We start from the raw sequence: 16483 nt of genomic DNA, 5'->3' as shown, positions 1-16483 counted from the left end.
CGTGCAGCCACTTGCCGTAAGCCATATGAGCATCGTCAGCAGCCTTGGCGCTGGGCAGGATGCCACCCTGGATGCTCTGCGGAATGGCCGTGGCGGCCTGAGGCCTTGCAGTTTCGAGACGGTCACGCTCGACACGCATATCGGCGAGGTGGAGGGGCTGGACGATGTCCGCCTGCCGGCCGAACTCGCCGTCTACGAGTGCCGCAACAACCGGCTGGCCGACATGGCATTGCGGCAGGACGGCTTCGCCGAAGCGGTGGCCGCGGCACGGGAACGCTATGGCGCGCACAGGATCGGCGTCTTCCTCGGCACCAGCACCTCCGGCATCCTGTCTGCGGAATTGGCCTTCCGGGCGCGCGACCCGCGGTCCGGCGCCCTGCCGGCCGAGTTCAATTTCGCGACCACCCACAGCACCGGCTCGCTCGCCGATTTCGTCCGCCGCCGCCTGGGGCTGGAGGGTCCGGCCTTCGTCGTCTCGTCGGCCTGTGCGACCACGTCGAAGGTCTTCGCCAATGCCGCCCGCATGATCGCGGCAGGCCTGTGCGACGCGGCGGTGGTCGGCGGGGCCGACAGCCTGTGCCTGACCACGCTCTATGGTTTCCACTCGCTGGAACTGGTCTCCCCCACCCCCTGCCGGCCGTTCGACGCTCAGCGCAGCGGCGTCTCGCTGGGTGAAGGCGCCGGCTTCGCCCTGCTGGAGCGCGCGACCTCCGGGCCGGCGGCGGGAAGCGTCCATCTGCTGGGGGCCGGCGAAAGCAACGACGCCCACCACATGTCCACCCCGCATCCGGAGGGGCTGGGCGCCCGGCTGGCGATGGAGCGGGCGCTGGCAGATGCCGGCCTAAAGCCTCGGGACATCGACTACGTCAACCTGCACGGCACCGCGACCACCTATGGCGACGCGGCGGAGGACCGCGCGATCACCGAGTTGCTCGGCACCCGCACCCCGGTCAGCTCGACCAAGGGCTACACCGGCCACACGCTGGGCGCCGCCGGCGTCGTCGAGGCGATCGTCAGCATACTGGCTCTGCGCACCGGGCTGATCCCCGGCAGCCCGCAGACCCGCACTCTCGATCCCGCCCTGCGCAGCCGCTACCTCCAGGCCAACGAAACCGGACGGATGGACCGCGTGATGACCAATTCCTTTGGTTTCGGCGGCAGCAACAGCAGCCTGATCTTCGGGTGGGCCGCCTGATGCGGGTCCATGTCGAAGGCATCGGCCTGCTCGGCCCCGGCTTGGCCGGCTGGGCGGCTTCGCGCGCCATCCTCACCGGCGACAGTCCCTATGTGGCGATGCCGGCCGTGCTGAGCGCCAGCCCCCTGCTGCCCCCGGCCGAGCGGCGGCGCGGCGTGCCGACCGTGAAGCTTGCCATGGCAGTGGGCGCGGAGGCGATGGAGCAGGCGGGTCGCGATCCCGCGACCGTCGCCACCGTCTTCGCCTCCTCCAGCGGTGATCCCGACACCTTGCACCAGATCCTCGAAACGCTGGCGACGGAGGAGCGCGACATCTCGCCAACGCGCTTCCACAACTCCGTCCACAATGCGCCGGCCGGCTATTGGAGCATCGCCACCCGCTCGCGCGAGCCCTCCACCAGCCTGTCGGCCCATGACGAGAGCTTCCAGGCCGGCTTGCTGGAGGCGGCGGCGGAGGTGGTGGCCGACGGCTGGACCGTCGGGCTGATCGCCTACGACCTGCCCTATCCGGAGCCGCTGAACAGGGCCCGCCCCATCGCCGGGAGCTTCGGCACCGCGCTGGTCCTGACGCATACGCCGACCGACCGCTGCCTTGCCTGCCTGGACATTGACATCGCGCGGGGGGACGAACCGGTCACCCGCATGGCCGACATCGGGCTGGAGGCGCTGCGGACCGGCAACCCGACCGCCCGCGCCCTGCCGCTGCTGCCGGCGCTTGCGCGCGTCTGTGCGGGGGGCGGCCCAGAGAGGGTGGTGCTGGACCTGCCGCCGGGCGGACGGGTGGTGATCCGGGTGGGCGCGCCATGATGATGACGCGTGATGCGTTGGCGGCCCTCATTCCCCATGCCGGCACCATGTGCCTGCTGGACGGCGTGCTGTCCTGGGATGAGACCCGCATCCGCTGCATCGCGCGCAGCCATCGCGATCCGGACAATCCGCTGCGCCATGCCGGGCGGCTCGCCGCCCTGTGCGGGGTGGAATACGCGTCGCAAGCCATGGCGGTGCATGGCGGACTGACTGGCGGCGGAACGCGCCCGGCCGCAGGATATCTTGCCAGCCTGCGCGACCTAGCCTGCCATGTCGAACGGCTGGACGATGTGGCGGACGACCTGATCATCGATGCCGAGAACCTGACCGGCGAAGGCAGCCGCGTGATCTACGCCTTCTCCATCACGGCAGGCGGCTGCGAGTTGCTGAACGGCCGGGCGGCAGTGGTGATCGACGCCGGGGTTGCGGAATTGGGGGCGGCATGAGACGCGCACTCGTCACCGGCGGCAGCGGGGCGTTGGGGGCTGCGATCTGCAGGGCGCTGGCGGCGGATGGTTGTCATGTGCTGGTTCACGCCAATGGCGCCGCCGACCGCGCCGTGGCACTGGCGGCGGAGATCGCTGCGGCAGGCGGGTCGGCGGAGCCGCTGGCATTCGACGTCACCGACGCCGATGCCGCCGCCGCCGCGCTGGAGCGCGTGCTCGAAGCCGGCCCCATCCAGATTCTGGTCAACAATGCCGGCATCCATGACGATGCGGTGATGCCGGCCATGCGGCGGGAGCAGTGGAGCCGCGTGGTGGACGTCTCGCTCAACGGCTTCTTCAACGTGACGCAACCGCTGCTGATGCCGATGATCGGCACGCGCTGGGGCCGGATCGTCACTCTGTCGTCGGTGGCAGCCATCGCCGGCAACCGCGGCCAGACCAACTATGCCGCGGCAAAGGCCGGATTGCATGGCGCGACGAAATCGCTGGCGCTGGAACTGGCACCGCGCGGCATCACCGTCAACGCGGTGGCACCGGGCATCATCGCCTCGCCCATGGCCGATGCCGCCTTCGACGCCGAAACCGTCAAGCGGATGGTGCCGATGAAGCGTGCCGGCCGGCCGGAGGAGGTGGCGGATCTCGTCGCCTTCCTGGCGTCCGACCGCGCCGCCTACATCTCCGGCCAGATCATCTCGATCAACGGGGGGATGATCTGAGCGGCCGGGAGCGGAGCCGGCGGATCGTCAGCATCGGCAGCCGGCCAATGAAGCCCAGCACGAGCCGCGTGTGCATCCAGGTCAGCAGGGCGTTGTCCCGGACATACTTGAAGTGGGATACCCCGCCCTCCTCCGGTTTGAAGTAGCGGACGGGTGCGGCCACGTTGATGGTGCGAAGGCCGAGCCAGCACAGCCGCACCGCCGCCTCCGGATCGAAGTCGAAGCGGCGCATCCAGGGATTGCGCCGCATCACCGCCCTAAGCGGCTTGATCGGATAGACGCGGAAGCCGAACAGCGAATCGCCGATCCCGCCCCACAGCGTCTCCAGATTGGCCCACCAGTTCGAAATCTTGCGCCCACCCACCCGCAGCCGCGGGGCGGCGGCATCGAACACCGGCTTGCCCAGCACCAGGGCATCGGGGTTTGCCAGCGAAACGCCTTGGAACTGTGGAATGCGGTCGGCCGGATGCTGGCCGTCGGCATCCATGGTCAGCGCATGGGTGAAGCCGCAGCGCTCCGCCTCCTCCAGCCCATGCAGCACCGCGGCGCCCTTGCCACGGTTCGCCGGCAGTTCCAGCACACGCAGATGGGGGTCGTCGGCGGCCATGGCACGCAGTTCCTCCACCGTGCCATCGGTGCTGCCGTCCACCACCACCCAGACCGGCGCCCAATGCAGGCGCGCCGCCTGCACCGTCTCGAACAGTTTCGCCCCGGTGTTGTAGCTGGGAATCAGGACGAGGTGGCTGGATGACGCGTCGGTGATCACAATTCGGACCTGTAGTGGTGTTCCAGTTCGGCGACGAGGCCGCGCACGTCCGTGACCGGATCGAACCTGCGGCCGAGACGGACGGTGTAGACCAGCGGAAACTCGGGCTTGCGGAACAGCGGCCAGCCCTTGCCGAGGAAATTGCTGTTGCTGTCGATGAAGACGGTCTGCACCGGCGCCCCCGCCGTCTTGGCGATCAGCGCGAAGCCGCCCTTCAGCGAGTTGACCGGCGCACGTTCGGTGCGGGTTCCTTCGGGGAAGATCAGCAGATGGTGGCCGGCACGGACCTGCTGCGCCGCCATCTTGACCAGGGAGTTGGGCGCGTCGTTGCGGATGTAGCCGGCCATCCGCGCCCCGCCGCCCAGGAAGAGATTGTCGTAGACCTTGGCCTTGGCGATGCAGACCACGTCCGGCAGCCGCGAGATCAGCAGCACGGCATCCAGAATCGACGGATGGTTCGGGCAGATCAGCAATCCGCTGTCGCCCTTCAGCCCGTCCAACGCCGACAGATCCGTCCTCAGCACCCCGCAGGCCCGCAACGTGCCGAGATAGAGGCGGAAGCCGGTCTTGATCGCCAGCCGGCCGAGCGGACCGGCGATGCGGCGCGGCAGCAGCGGACCGATCAGCGCCGCCGTCAGGCTCCAGGCCAGTGACATCAGCCCGAACAGGAACAGCAGGCCATAGAACAGGATATGTTCCCAGACCTGCCGGACTGTGCCGACAAAGGTCAGACGGCGTCGCCCAAGGGCGTCCGCACGTTCTGTCGCCGTTTCCGCCATGCCATGTAGTTCCTTTTCAAGTCCAGCAGGGCGTTCATGTAGTAGATCGCCTTGAATATCTTCAGCCGGGCCTTGATCGGCGACGGACGGAAGACGTCGCCGGCCAGAAGCGACAGCAGCGCCTCCTCCACCCGGAAGACGTTGCGCGGCCCCATGAACAGGTTTCGCAGGGCCGGTGTCGTCACCCGGTAGATGTACCAGGAGAAGGTGCCGATCCCCTGCCGGACGGTCTGCTCGAAATGCTTCAGCACTTGGCTCTGCCGCGCCGGTTCGCGCAGGCAGGCATCGACCGCCTCGGCCCCTTCGAAGGCACTGGTCATCGCCAGATAGACGCCGGTGGAAAAGACCGGGTCGATGAAGGCGAAGGCGTCGCCCAGCATGACGTATCCCGGCCCCGACATGCGGTCCGCCTGATAGGAGAAGTTGCCGGTCCCCGTCACCGGGCCGGTCAGCTCCGCCCCCTCCAGCCGTTCCGCCAGCGCCGGGCACAGCGCCACCGTGTCCAGGAAGAAGCGGGTCTGGTCGGTCTTGCGCGTCTTGAAGTAATAGGGCCAGCAGACCGCGCCGACGCTGGTGGTGCCGTCCGCCAGCGGGATGAACCAGAACCAGCCATGGTCGAACCAGAAGACGGTGATGTTGCCCTCGGCCTTGCCCGGCAGCCGCTTTGCGCCGGTGAAATGGCCGAACATCGCCGCACTGTTGTGCTTGACGTTGCGCCGCTTGATGCCGAAGCGCGAGGCCAGCAGCGTGTCGCGGCCCGACGCATCGACCAGGAAGCGCGTGCGCAGGCTGCGGACGGTGCCGTCATCCTGGCGGGCGGTGGCGATGGTGCCCTCCGTCCCGCGGATATCGACGTCGGTCACCTTGCAGCCTTCGATGACGGTCGCCCCCTTGGCGGCGGCGTTGCGGATCAGGATATGGTCGAATTCCGACCTGCGGACCTGAAAGGCATAGGGCTTGGTCTTGTCCCAGGCGTTGGCGAAGTCGAAGGTGACGGCTTTGCCATGGTAGGGCGACACGAACTCCGCCCCATATTTCAGCATCCCGATCCGCTCCACTTCCTCCAGCACGCCCAGCCGCTCCAGCAGGGGCAGATTGCAGGGAAGCAGCGATTCGCCGATGTGGAAGCGCGGGTGATGGTCCTTCTCCAGCAGAATCACCCGATGGCCCTTGCCGGCCAGAAGAGCCGCCGCGGTCGATCCGGCCGGACCGCCACCCACCACCAGAACGTCGCAATCATAATCGGAGCCGTTCGACATCATCGCCTTTGCGGCCTTTGCCGCTCTCCCGGTTGTTCTGCTTTGGGTTGTTCGATTCCCGATACCCGTTTCCTGCAATGCGACCAGGAGGTCATGTCCTTGTTTTTATCAGACCCCGTCACGGGCGTTCCAGGGACAAAAGCCCGACATGCCCTTTATCCGGGGCATACCCAAAATGATATATCCGCAGCTTTCCGATATCAGCATCTCCTGTTTGAAGACGCCGCGGCAGCATTATTGCGGATCGATTGCACCACCCCCACGCATTGCTCGTGGATTTCCGCCATTGCACTTGGGAAAGCGCAACTAGCTTGATTGGTTACCCATTTCGCGATTTGCAATGCTACTTGCCTGCCGTGTCCGGCGCTTACAAGATGCCGCACGGCCTGAAGGCGGCGAACTCGATCGGGGATGCATGGTGCGTGTGTTGACAACGACGCTTGCCGTTGCCGCTTGCGCCCTGCCGGCGATCCTCTGCGCATCGGGGCCAGCCCTTGCCCAGGAATCGGGGACTGAGAACGGCAAGCCGCTGCTCGAGGTCGGCATCGGCGGCGGTGTCGGATACATCCCCGACTATCCGGCGGCCGATCAGAACCACGTCCAGGCCGCCGCCCTGCCCTACGTCATTTACCGCGGCGACGTGTTCCGCGCCGACCGGAACGGCATCCAGGGCCGGCTCTACCGCTCCGACCGCGTGAACTTCGAAGTCAGCCTGGAAGGGGCGCTCGGCTCCTCCGCCGACGACAACCGTGCGCGGCAAGGCATGCCGGACATCGACCTGCTGGGGGAGGTCGGACCGGCGCTGAAGATCAACCTGCACCGCGACAGGGGCCTGCGCGAGCGGATCGACCTGACCCTGCCGGTGCGCAGCGTCTTCTCCACCGACTTCAGCCGCATCAAGTACCGCGGCCTCGTCTTCGCACCCGATATCGCCTACAGCAAGGCCGGGCTGATGTCCGGCGACGACCAGTTCCGCCTCGGCCTGGGACCGATCTTCGCATCCAGCCATCTGATGGATTATTTCTATCAGGTCGATCCGCAATATGCCCGCCCCGGACGCGACGCCTACGACGCGCGCGCCGGCTATCTGGGCCTGCGCCTGCACAGTTCCCTGGTCATGCCGGTGACCGACCGCATCTCCGCCTTCGGCGCCGTCCGGGGAGAGCTGTTCTCCGGTGCGGCCAATGACGACAGCCCGCTCTACAAGCGCACTGTGAACCTGTCGGTCGGGGCCGGCCTCACCATCTCGCTCTACCGGTCGGACAGCCGGGTCAGCGCGGTGAGCGACATCCTCGACTGACGTTTGCGCCAACCGCGAAGGAGACACCGCCGTGCCGACCGAACCCACCCCACGCGTCGGCGCCGTCGAACCACATCCGGTGCTGGACTCCTACTATCGCGACAAGACGCAGCGGCTGCGCTTCGTCCGCGGTCTGTTCAACCGGACCGCCCATCATTACGACCGCATCAACACGATCTTCGCGCTCGGCTCCGGTTCCTGGTATCGGGCGCAATGCCTGCGCCGGGCGGGGTTGCGGCCGGGGATGCGAATGCTGGACGTCGCCATCGGCACCGGACTGGTCGCGCGGGAGGCGGTGGCGATCTGCGGCGGTCCCGACGACGTCATCGGACTCGACCTCAGCGAAGCGATGCTGGCCGAGGCGCGGCGCAGCCTGCCCATACCGCTGATCCAGGGCGTGGCGGACGCGCTGCCGCTCGCCGATTCCTGCGTCGACCTCGTCACCATCGGCTACGCGCTTCGCCATGTCGGCGACCTGACCGCCACCTTCCGGGAGTTCCGCCGCGTGCTGCGGCCCGGCGGCACGGTGCTGGTGATGGAGATCGGCCGCCCCCGGCGCCCGGTCACCCGGCATCTGATGAACGCCTATCTCGGCATGGTGGTGCCGACGGTCTCGCGCCTCAGCGGCGGCGGGGAGGAGGGCCGTACGCTGATGCGCTACTACTGGGAGACCATCGACCAGTGCGTGGAACCGGAGGTCATCACCACGGCGATGGCCGCCGCCGGTCTGGCTCAGGTCCGCTGCGACACCGATTACGACCTGTTCAAGAACTACACCGGCCGGCGGCAGTCCGATCCCGCCGCCTGAAAGCAGGGACTCGGGCGGACTGCCTGTTGATATTACCCCTCTTTGGCGTTCTTCATCCGCCTTTGCCGATGCCGTCCTGCGGTTATCGGACCCATAGTCGCGGGCACAGGGAATCGACCAAAACAGAACAGGCAGGGACAGACATGGCGGGAAAAGCGACTTGGGCGGCATTGTCGGCGGTGGCGCTGCTGATCGGCTGTGCCGGCCAGCAGCAGGCGTCGACCACCACCAACGGCACCGGCAATGGCACCGCCGCGACGGCGTCGGCAGCGCCGTCGACGCCGGGCGGGCGGATGGTGAAATCGCGTGACGGCCGCTATGAGGGCGAGTTGATCGGCACCCCCGCCCCCGGCAGCCGCTTCGCCAAGCTGCAGATCGGCATGACGATGGAAGAGGTATCCACCTTGATCGGCGCGCCGGACAACATGATCCGGCACGAGACCGGCAAGCGCTGGATCCCCTTCTATTTCGGCAACGACGCCCAGCGGCTGCAGGTCATCTACCGCAACGAAGGCTGCCTGACCTACACCGGCGGCAACGTCTTCGGCGGCGGCAGTGCGGAACTGATCCGCATCACCGTCGCGCCGCGGGGCGGCTGCCTCGACACCTGATGTCGCCGGGCGGTGGGAGCCGGGGCCTCAGTGCTTGCCCGACCCCGGCTCCGCCATCTTGCGGTGCTGGCTGGCCAGCAGGCCGGACGGGGTGACGGTCGCCATCGTCGTCTGCAGCTTGTTCTTCCAGCCGGCAACCACGTCGCCCTCGCCCTTCATCATCGCATCGAAGCCGACCTTGGCGACCATCGCCGGATCGTCCTTCTTCCCCTGGCCGACCGCGGTGTCCATCATGTCGGCGCGCTCGAAGAACTCCGTGTCGGTCGGGCCGGGCATCAGGCAGGTCACGGTGATGTCGGTGTCCTTCAACTCGTCGCGCAACGCGAAGGAGAAGGAGTCGATGAAGGCCTTGGTGCCGTTGTAGACGGCTTGGAAGCTGCCGGGCATGAAACCGGCGATGGAGCCGGTGATCAGGATGCGCCCCTGGTTGCGGGCGCGCATGTCGCGGCCGATTTTCTGGATCAGATAGAGCGTGCCGGTGATGTTGGTGTCGATGACATGGCGGGCTTCGGCGAAATCCTGGTCGAGGAAGCCATGGCCCAGCCCGTGCCCGGCATTGGCGAGCAGCGCATCGACCGTCCGGCCCTTCAGCGCGGCATAGAGCCGGTCCACTCCCTCCAGGGTGGCGAGGTCGGCCTGGACCGTCTCGACCGCGGCCCCCAGCTTGCGAAGCTCGCCCGCCGCCTGTTCGATCGCGGGATCGTCGGCGGCGATCACGAGGTCGAAACCGTTGGAGGCGCACTGCTTGGCGAGTTCGAGGCCGATGCCGCTGGAGGCTCCGGTCACGACGGCGAGTTGCGTGTTGGCGGCGCGAGCCATGGGACTGCCCTTTCGAATGATGGCGTTGTCCCGTCAACCGCCGCCCGTGAAGGGTGGTTCCGACATCCCTCCCCCGCTATCTGTCGGTGCAGGAAATGCAGGGATCGACGGAGGCCTGGATGATCGACAGGTCGGCCAGCGGTTGTCCCACCACCATCGCCTCGATTGCCGGAATGTTCACGAAGGACGGCGTGCGGATCTTGACCCGCGCCGGCGTGGCCCCGCCCTCGGAGGCGACATAGTAGAAGGCCTCGCCGCGCGGCGCCTCGGTGCGGATGGTGGCCTCGCCGGCCGGAATTTCCGGCAAGCCCTGGGTCGCCCGCAAAGGTCCGGCCGGCAGGGACTGCAGCGCCTCGCGGATCAGGCGGATGCTCTCCACCATCTCCAGCGCCCGCACCACCACCCGGGCCAGCACGTCGCCCTCCGGCCGGACGACGCTTTCAAAGCCGAGATCGGCATAGGACAGGTAGGGCTGGTCCTTGCGCACGTCGATGTCGAGGCCGGAGGCGCGGGCGACCGGGCCGACCACCGCCCATTCCACCGCCTGCTCCCGCGTCAGCCGACCGATGCCGCGGGTGCGGGCGAGCGCCGTCGGATTTTCGGTGAAGGTCGGAATGACGATCTCCGCCAGTCCCTTGGACAGGGTGTCGAGCGCCGGCAGGTAGCGCTTGGGATCGGGAATGTCGCGAAGGACGCCGCCGATGCAGTTCATCCCATAATTCACCCGGTTGCCGCTGATCGCCTCCAGCGTGTCCATCACCAGTTCGCGAAGCGTGAAGACCTCCATGAACAGGGAATGGAACCCGATGTCCTCCGCCCCCACCCCGGCCCACAGCAGGTGGGAATGCAGCCGCTCCAGCTCGGCGATGATGGTGCGGATGTGGGCGGCGCGCTTAGGCACCTCGATCCCGGCGATCGTCTCCGCCGCCATGCAGAAGGTCATGGCATGGGTGTTGGAACAGATGCCGCAGACACGCTCGATAAGGGTGATGACCTCCACCCAGTTGCGCTTCTGCGCCAGCAGTTCGATCCCACGGAAGCTGAATCCGACCTCGACGGTGGCGCTGTCGATGACTTCGCCGCGGCACTGGACCTTGACCTTGAAGGGTTCCTCCAGCGCCGGGTGGTATGGGCCGAGCGGAAAGCTGTAGGGCATGGCCGGAAACTCCTAGGAACGGGCCGGTTTGGCGGCCAAAGGCGAGGCCAGCGGCGACACCGGCTTGCGTGCGACCTCCGCCGGGCGGCACATCGCCGCGCGCAGGGTGGCCGTGTCGATGCCTTCGGGCCGGATCAGCGGCACCGGGTTGGGATGGCCGGGGAACTCCACCGCGAACAGGTCGCGGATCTCCCGCTCCGCCCAGGACGCTGCGCGGACGGTCGGCGCCAGCGAGGCGAGCGCGCCGTTGCGGGTGCAGGTCTTCACGTTGATGACGCGATGCTCGTCGATGTAGTGGTAGATCACCGTCGATTCGGCGTCCTCGGCATGCGGGATGGCGGTGACGGTGCCGAGCCGGATGCCGATTTCCGCCATGGCGGCCGCCATCGCCTCCACCTCCAGCAGCGGGGCATCGACCCACAGGGCGCCGTTGCGTTCGGCAATGGTGCTGACGCCGGGGATGGCTTGCAGCGCATCGGCAAGCCGGCGGGGGTTGCGGTCAGCGGTCATGATGGGCCTCCTCCGCCGGTACGAAGGCAGCGCGCAGCTTCTCGCTCGCCGCCCGGCGCCGGCATTCCGGGCAAAGACCGCGCTCGGCCTCCTCCACGCCCCAAAGCGCCTCGATGGTCGCATCCGGCAGCGGCACATGGGCGGCACCGCAGCGGGTGCAGGGCTGCAGCCGGATGACGCTTTCCAGTCGCAGCCCATCGCCGGCCGCGCTGTTCGTCGCACCGGGCGCGTCGGCCTGCAGGCTGATGGCCTGCATCGGGCAGTTCTGCGCGCACAGCCCGCAGAAGGAGCATTGGCCGATGAAGAAATGCCAGGACACCGACACGCCGGGATCCTGGGTGAAGCTGATAGCTTTCGGTGCGCACACGAAGGCGCAGGTGCCGCAGGCCGTGCAGCGGGCGGCATCATGGGCCAGCGCGCCGCGGTAGACCGGCGGCACCTCCGGCATGTCGGCAGGCGCCCGGGTGCGCGAGGGGCGCAGCAGGTTGCCAAGGATGGTTTTCAGCATGGCCATGGCGCATCCTCCCTCAACGGACCAGCGTCGCGGCCATGGTGACGGCCGACGCCAGCCCGCCCCAGACCCAGTAGAAGCGGAAGGCCTGAGTCAGGCGCAGCCGCGCCGTTGCCGTCGCCAGCAGCGTCACCCCGCCCAACACCGCGACACCCGCCGCCAGATAGACCAGCAGGTTCACCAGAGGCCAGGGCGTGGCCGGAATGAAGACCACGGCGAACAACTCGGTCAGCAGAACCAGCTCGACGGCATGGGACAGCTTGAACAGGGCCAGCGGCGGGCCGCTGTATTCGATGTGGCTGTCGGCGACGATCTCATGCTCGGCATTGGCGATGGAGAAGGGGTTCAGCTTCATCCGCGCCGGCAGCGCCAGCAGGAAGGTCACCGCCGCCAGCAGATGGACGATGCCGTAAGGGGCGGCCTGCAGCGCGCTCATCTGGAAGCTGCCGGCCTCCTGCGCCATGGCGATGATGGCGACCAGGAAGGGAAGGTTGTAGGCCAGCGACAGCAGCGCCTCGCGCATCGCCGCGACTTGCCCGTAGATGGAGCGGCTGACATAGCCGGCCAGCACCTCGCACAGGATCGGCACCTCCATCAGGTAGAGCAGCAGCACGACGTCGCCCGGCAGCGACGGCGCCGGGTTGCCGGGCAGCGGCACGATGGCCAGCGCCGCCGTCACCGCCGCTACCGACACCACCGGCAGGGCCAGGAAGATGCCGCGGTTGACGCCGCGGGGGATCACCGTCTCCTTGCCGAGCAGCTTCATGAAATCGAAGAAGGGCTGGAAGAAGGGGGGACCCTGCCGCCCCTGCAGCCGCGCCACCAGCTTGCGCATGAACCACAGTTCCAGCCATCCCAGCGGGGCGGCGAGCAGGATGCCCGGCCAGACGGCGAAGGCGACCAGATAGGACCAGACGGCGTTCATGACAGCCTCCCCCGCCGGCTCTCCAGCTGGCTCTTGGTGGCGCCGTCCTCCAGCAGCTTGGCGGCGCGGGCGATGCCGTCCAGGATGGCCTGCGGCCGCGGCGGGCAGCCGGGCACCCAGACATCGACCGGAACGACGCTGTCGAGCGAGCAGCTCAGCACCAACGGGCTGCCGGCGAAGACGTTGCCGGATGCCGGGCAGGAGCCCAGCGCCACCACCGCCTTCGGATTGGGCACCTGCGCGTAGATGTCCAGGATGGCCTCGCGCGACCGCAGCGTCAGCGTGCCGGAGATCAGCACGATGTCCGCATGCTTGGGCGTGCCGTGCAGTTCGACCCCCAGCTGTTCGGCGTCGTAGCGCGGGCTGAGCAGGGGCGTGATCTCGATGTCGCAGCCGTTGCAGGATCCGGCGTTCAGGCGGCAGATCCAGGGAGACCGGCGGCGCGAGATCGCGATGACCCGTTCGATCAGGTTCATTTCACACCTCCCGCCGACTCCGTCGGCAGTGCGGCGACATGCGGATGCGGCTCGGAAGCCGGACGAAGCCCGTTGGGAGCCAGCCCGAACAGCACCGGGGCGATGGCGAAGGCCAGCAGCACCAGGGCGGCGGCACGCGGCAGGGATCGCCCGGCGACAGATGACTCCAGCGGCCCCAGCCACACCCGGTGGATGGCTCGGACATAGCAGAGCAGCGCCATGGCCGACGACGCATAGAGCACCGCCAGCAGCAGCGGTCCGCCCAGCTCCGCCCCCGCCAGATAGAGCCGCCAATGCCCGACGAAGCCCAGCGTCGGCGGGACGCCGATGAAGCCCAGCGCCCCCAGCATGAAGGCGGCGCTCGCCACCGGCAGCGGGGTGGACAGGCCGCGGTCGTCCAGCGTCAACGCCCGGCCGAGATGCCATTCGGCCGCGCCAACCGCGCCGAACAGCACGATCTTGCCCATCGCATGGCCCAGGATGCCAAACCACGCCCCGGCCATGCCGTCGGTCCCGCCCGCCACCAGCCCCAGCAGCAGATAGCCCATGTCGTCGATCGAGGAGAAAGCCAGCATCGGCTTCAATTCGCTTTGGGCCAGCGCCAGCAGGGCGGCGCCCAGCAGCGACAGCACCGCCAGCCCGATCCACAGCGGCGCGAAGTCGGTGAACAGCCAGGGCGCCGCGTCGCGCAGGGCCAGCAGCTCGCAGAAGGCGCCGACATCGACCACCGCAACGATCAGCGCCGTCGTCATCGCCGAGGAGGCGCGGGCCACCGCCGGTAGCCAGAAATAGACCGGCACCAGCCCAAGCTTCAGCGCGACGCTGACTAGCAGCAGCGCCACCGCCAGCTTGTCCCAGGGCGCGGACGGGCGCACGGCGCCAAGCTGAATCAGCGCCAGCGCCGTCCAGCCGCACAACGTGGCGAGAGCCACCGCGGTCAGGTATTTGCAGGCGGCGGCGCGGGCCTCAGCGGTCCCGCCGCTCCACACCATGCCCACCGCCAGGAATTCGGCGGATGAGGCCAGCAGGACGGCGGCCCAGCCATGCCCGGCCAGCCGGGCGGCGACCGCCAGGGCGACGGTGGCGGCGGCGAAGCGCCACCATCCGCCGTTTCCCTGCGGGATCACGCGGGCATAGAGGCCGACGCCGAGCGCGATCGCCAGAAAGAGGGGGATCAGCACCATGTCCATGATGGATGCCTCCGGCTGCGCTCAGACCAGCCACACGCCGGCCAGCGCCGCGACCGCGACGAGACCGATGGCCAGGAGCGGACGATCCTCGAAAACCATGCGCGCCGCGGTCTGCGCCGCCCCGGCCGCACGGGTCAGGCCGTGCCAGATCCGCAGGTAGGCGGGATCGGGATCGAGGGAATAGACGGGATGGAAGGCGTGCTCGGCCATCTCGGCGAAGTCCACCGCGCCGGGCCGGTCGCCGGCGGGCAGCGGCTCGCCACCGGAATAGACCGACACCAGTCCGGGGGCCGGCGCCTGGGCCAGCCGGTAGACCAGCAGTCCCAGCATGGCCGATGCCAGCACCACCACGCCGCCGACCGTCATCGCGATGCTGCCGCGGTCGGTCAGGATGCCGAGCCAGCTCATCTGCACCGCCCAGTCGAAGCCCAGCGAGCGCACGGCCGGCGCCACCACCGGCACCATAAGCAGCTGCGGCGCCAGCCCGAACAGCAGGCACAGCCCCGCCATGGAGCCCATGCCGGCCAGCATGCTGGGCGACGCCTCATGCACCGGCCGGCCGAGCAGCGCCTTGGACGGCACGCCGTAGAAGGCGTTGACGGTGGCCTTGAGGAAGGAGAAGGCGGTCAGGATGCTGCCGATCCAGCCGACCAGCACCACGACCAGCAGCCCCTTGTCGAGTGCTGCGCCGAACAGCAGCCATTTGGCGACGAAGCCATTGGTCAGCGGCACGCCCGCGATCGACGCGGCGGCGATGATCCACACCTTCGCCGTTCCCGGCATCGCGGTGGCGAGCCCGCCGAGATCCCGCAGGTCGCGGGTGCCGGTCGCGTGCTGGATGGCGCCGGCGCACATGAACAGCGTGCCTTTGAACAGCGCATGGCTCAGGCAATAGAACAGTCCGGCTGCCAGCCCGAGATCGGTGCCGAGCGCCAGCCCGACGACGATGTAGCCGAGCTGGCTGACGGTGTGGAAGGCCAGAAGCCGCTTCAGGTCGGTCTGCGCCATGGCGAAGATGACGCCGATCAGGATGGTGACGCAGCCGACCGCCAGCAGCGGCACTTCCAGCGCGGCCTGCCACTGCCCATCCCCGATCACATACATGCGGGCGATCAGATAGACGCCCGCCTTGACGTAGCAGGCGGAATGCAGCAGCGCCGACACCGGGGTCGGGGCGTTCATCGCCTCCGGGATCCAGGTGTGCAGCGGGAACATCACCGACTTCGCCATGGCCGCGACGATGAACAACGCCGCGACGCCGGAGGTGAAGGCCGACCCCACCGCCGGATCGGTCCAGACCAACGTCCCGGCGCGGGAATAGACCAGCACCAGCCCGATCAGGAAGCCGTAGCCCGCCAGATGGGTGATGACCAGCACCTTGCGGGCGCCGTCGGTCGCCGCCCTCTGCCTGTACCAGAAGCCGACCAGACTGTAGGAGCACAGCCCGATCACCTCCCACGCCATGTAGGCGCCCAGCATGTCGGCCGCACCCGCCAGCAGCAGCAGCCCGGCGATGAAGACCAGCATGATGGCGTAGAAGCGCGTCGTGCCCTGCTCCTCATGCTCCATGTAGCGGACGGAAAACAGCAGGATGGCGGCGCCGATGCCGGTCCCCATCAGCATGAACAGGACGCTCAGCCCGTCTATGCGCAGGCCAAGGGAGAACGGCCCGTCCCACACCGGCAGCAGCGGCGCCTCCATCGCGATGCCGGCCATGGCGACGGGCACCAGCGGCAGCGTGGCGAGGAAGGAGGCGAAGACCGCCGCGGTCGCGAGCACGCCCTTGCCGACGGGCGTCAGCAGCCGGGCGAGCAGCAGTTGCAGGACGAAGCCGCCAAGCAGAAGAAGAATGGGGAGCGTGATGGAGGTCATGGCCCGCCCCTTTCTCAGCCGCCGGCCAGCGGCGGAAAGATGAAGACGTCGGAATCCGGGGTCAGCGGCGTGTCCAGCCCTTGAAGACCGCGCACGTCCTGGCCGTTGACCAGGATGATCGCGAAGCCGGCCAGTTCACCGTCCTTGAGGATCCAGCGGGAGAAGTTCGGGCCGTATTCGGCGACCAGATCGCGCAGCAGGTCGCGGACGGTCGGTGCCGGCCGCTCCCAGATCTCACTGCGTTTTTTGGTCGCTTCGCGCAGCAGCGCGAAATAGGAGACTTTCATGGCACAGCTGCCTTCCTGCCCGGATAGAGCCACCGGATCCCACCGGACCGC

At 68.2% G+C, this 16483-nt stretch carries 19 protein-coding genes; 7 read left to right on the top strand and 12 right to left on the bottom strand.

Features of this window, described 5'->3' with window-relative positions; translation table 11 throughout:
- Position 1: 1 nt before the first annotated feature.
- Genes ACWPKK_RS19325 through fabG form a run of 4 tightly spaced genes read left to right on the top strand, consistent with a single transcriptional unit; the run spans position 2 to position 3163 of the window.
- On the top strand, positions 2 to 1195 hold the full coding sequence (locus tag ACWPKK_RS19325) for a beta-ketoacyl-[acyl-carrier-protein] synthase family protein (RefSeq protein ID WP_452007330.1): 1194 nt from the start codon (positions 2 to 4) through the stop codon (positions 1193 to 1195).
- A complete protein-coding gene (locus ACWPKK_RS19320; protein ID WP_452007328.1) occupies positions 1195 to 2001 on the top strand; it encodes a beta-ketoacyl synthase chain length factor in 807 nt (268 codons plus the stop codon). Before ACWPKK_RS19325 ends, ACWPKK_RS19320 begins: the two co-directional genes overlap by 1 nt.
- A complete protein-coding gene (locus ACWPKK_RS19315; protein ID WP_452007326.1) occupies positions 1998 to 2447 on the top strand; it encodes a hypothetical protein in 450 nt (149 codons plus the stop codon). The genes ACWPKK_RS19320 and ACWPKK_RS19315 overlap by 4 nt, the downstream gene beginning before the upstream one ends.
- Positions 2444 to 3163 carry a 3-oxoacyl-ACP reductase FabG gene (fabG, locus tag ACWPKK_RS19310; RefSeq protein ID WP_452007324.1) on the top strand — a complete coding sequence of 240 codons (720 nt, stop codon included), beginning with the start codon at positions 2444 to 2446 and terminating at the stop codon, positions 3161 to 3163. The genes ACWPKK_RS19315 and fabG overlap by 4 nt, the downstream gene beginning before the upstream one ends.
- Here fabG and ACWPKK_RS19305 read toward each other — a convergent pair.
- From ACWPKK_RS19305 to ACWPKK_RS19295, 3 genes are read right to left on the bottom strand one after another with little or no spacing between them, the layout of a single operon-like run.
- Positions 3144 to 3932, bottom strand: coding sequence for a glycosyltransferase family 2 protein (locus tag ACWPKK_RS19305; protein WP_452008214.1), 789 nt, complete (start codon positions 3930 to 3932; stop codon positions 3144 to 3146). The genes fabG and ACWPKK_RS19305 overlap by 20 nt on opposite strands.
- The gene (locus tag ACWPKK_RS19300) at positions 3926 to 4708 is read right to left on the bottom strand and encodes a lysophospholipid acyltransferase family protein (RefSeq protein WP_452007322.1); all 783 of its coding nucleotides are present in this window, start codon (positions 4706 to 4708) and stop codon (positions 3926 to 3928) included. Before ACWPKK_RS19300 ends, ACWPKK_RS19305 begins: the two co-directional genes overlap by 7 nt.
- On the bottom strand, positions 4657 to 5970 hold the full coding sequence (locus ACWPKK_RS19295; protein ID WP_452007320.1) for an NAD(P)/FAD-dependent oxidoreductase: 1314 nt from the start codon (positions 5968 to 5970) through the stop codon (positions 4657 to 4659). The genes ACWPKK_RS19300 and ACWPKK_RS19295 overlap by 52 nt, the downstream gene beginning before the upstream one ends.
- Positions 5971 to 6391: 421 nt before the next feature.
- Between ACWPKK_RS19295 and ACWPKK_RS19290 the strand changes: the two genes are divergently transcribed.
- From ACWPKK_RS19290 to ACWPKK_RS19280, 3 genes are all read left to right on the top strand, one after another.
- On the top strand, positions 6392 to 7267 hold the full coding sequence (locus tag ACWPKK_RS19290) for a MipA/OmpV family protein (protein ID WP_452007318.1): 876 nt from the start codon (positions 6392 to 6394) through the stop codon (positions 7265 to 7267).
- Positions 7268 to 7298: 31 nt separating this feature from the next.
- Positions 7299 to 8075 (top strand): class I SAM-dependent methyltransferase, encoded by a 777-nt coding sequence (locus ACWPKK_RS19285; RefSeq protein WP_452007316.1) that lies wholly within the window; start codon positions 7299 to 7301, stop codon positions 8073 to 8075.
- Positions 8076 to 8218: 143 nt separating this feature from the next.
- Positions 8219 to 8686 carry a hypothetical protein gene (locus tag ACWPKK_RS19280; protein ID WP_324870607.1) on the top strand — a complete coding sequence of 156 codons (468 nt, stop codon included), beginning with the start codon at positions 8219 to 8221 and terminating at the stop codon, positions 8684 to 8686.
- 27 nt (positions 8687 to 8713) lie between these two features.
- Here the strand turns inward: ACWPKK_RS19280 and ACWPKK_RS19275 are convergent, their stop codons facing one another.
- The 9 genes from ACWPKK_RS19275 to ACWPKK_RS19235 all read right to left on the bottom strand — a co-directional run bounded on the left by ACWPKK_RS19275 (position 8714) and on the right by ACWPKK_RS19235 (position 16432).
- Positions 8714 to 9505, bottom strand: a complete 792-nt coding sequence (locus tag ACWPKK_RS19275; RefSeq protein ID WP_452007313.1) for an SDR family NAD(P)-dependent oxidoreductase — start codon at positions 9503 to 9505, stop codon at positions 8714 to 8716.
- A gap of 76 nt (positions 9506 to 9581) precedes the next feature.
- Positions 9582 to 10661, bottom strand: a complete 1080-nt coding sequence (locus ACWPKK_RS19270; protein ID WP_452007311.1) for a hydrogenase large subunit — start codon at positions 10659 to 10661, stop codon at positions 9582 to 9584.
- A gap of 12 nt (positions 10662 to 10673) precedes the next feature.
- Complete coding sequence (locus ACWPKK_RS19265) at positions 10674 to 11171, bottom strand: NADH-quinone oxidoreductase subunit C (RefSeq protein ID WP_452007309.1); 498 nt, start codon at positions 11169 to 11171, stop codon at positions 10674 to 10676.
- Positions 11161 to 11685 carry a 4Fe-4S dicluster domain-containing protein gene (locus ACWPKK_RS19260; RefSeq protein WP_452007307.1) on the bottom strand — a complete coding sequence of 175 codons (525 nt, stop codon included), beginning with the start codon at positions 11683 to 11685 and terminating at the stop codon, positions 11161 to 11163. The genes ACWPKK_RS19265 and ACWPKK_RS19260 overlap by 11 nt, the downstream gene beginning before the upstream one ends.
- 13 nt (positions 11686 to 11698) lie before the next feature.
- Entirely contained in the window at positions 11699 to 12607 is a 909-nt protein-coding gene (locus ACWPKK_RS19255; protein WP_452007305.1) for a respiratory chain complex I subunit 1 family protein, read from the bottom strand.
- Positions 12604 to 13083, bottom strand: a complete 480-nt coding sequence (locus ACWPKK_RS19250; RefSeq protein WP_452007303.1) for an NADH-quinone oxidoreductase subunit B family protein — start codon at positions 13081 to 13083, stop codon at positions 12604 to 12606. The genes ACWPKK_RS19255 and ACWPKK_RS19250 overlap by 4 nt, the downstream gene beginning before the upstream one ends.
- Positions 13080 to 14273: a proton-conducting transporter transmembrane domain-containing protein gene (locus tag ACWPKK_RS19245; protein WP_452007301.1), complete on the bottom strand. Its 1194-nt coding sequence runs from the start codon at positions 14271 to 14273 to the stop codon at positions 13080 to 13082. Before ACWPKK_RS19245 ends, ACWPKK_RS19250 begins: the two co-directional genes overlap by 4 nt.
- 21 nt (positions 14274 to 14294) lie before the next feature.
- Positions 14295 to 16145, bottom strand: a complete 1851-nt coding sequence (locus tag ACWPKK_RS19240; RefSeq protein ID WP_452007299.1) for an NADH-quinone oxidoreductase subunit 5 family protein — start codon at positions 16143 to 16145, stop codon at positions 14295 to 14297.
- A gap of 14 nt (positions 16146 to 16159) precedes the next feature.
- Positions 16160 to 16432, bottom strand: coding sequence for a MoaD/ThiS family protein (locus tag ACWPKK_RS19235; protein ID WP_452007297.1), 273 nt, complete (start codon positions 16430 to 16432; stop codon positions 16160 to 16162).
- Between the last annotated feature and the right edge of the window lie 51 nt (positions 16433 to 16483).

Source organism: Azospirillum largimobile (genome assembly GCF_977007025.2).
Note: the sequence above shows the minus strand (reverse complement) of the source record. Positions and strands in the feature narration are given on the sequence as shown.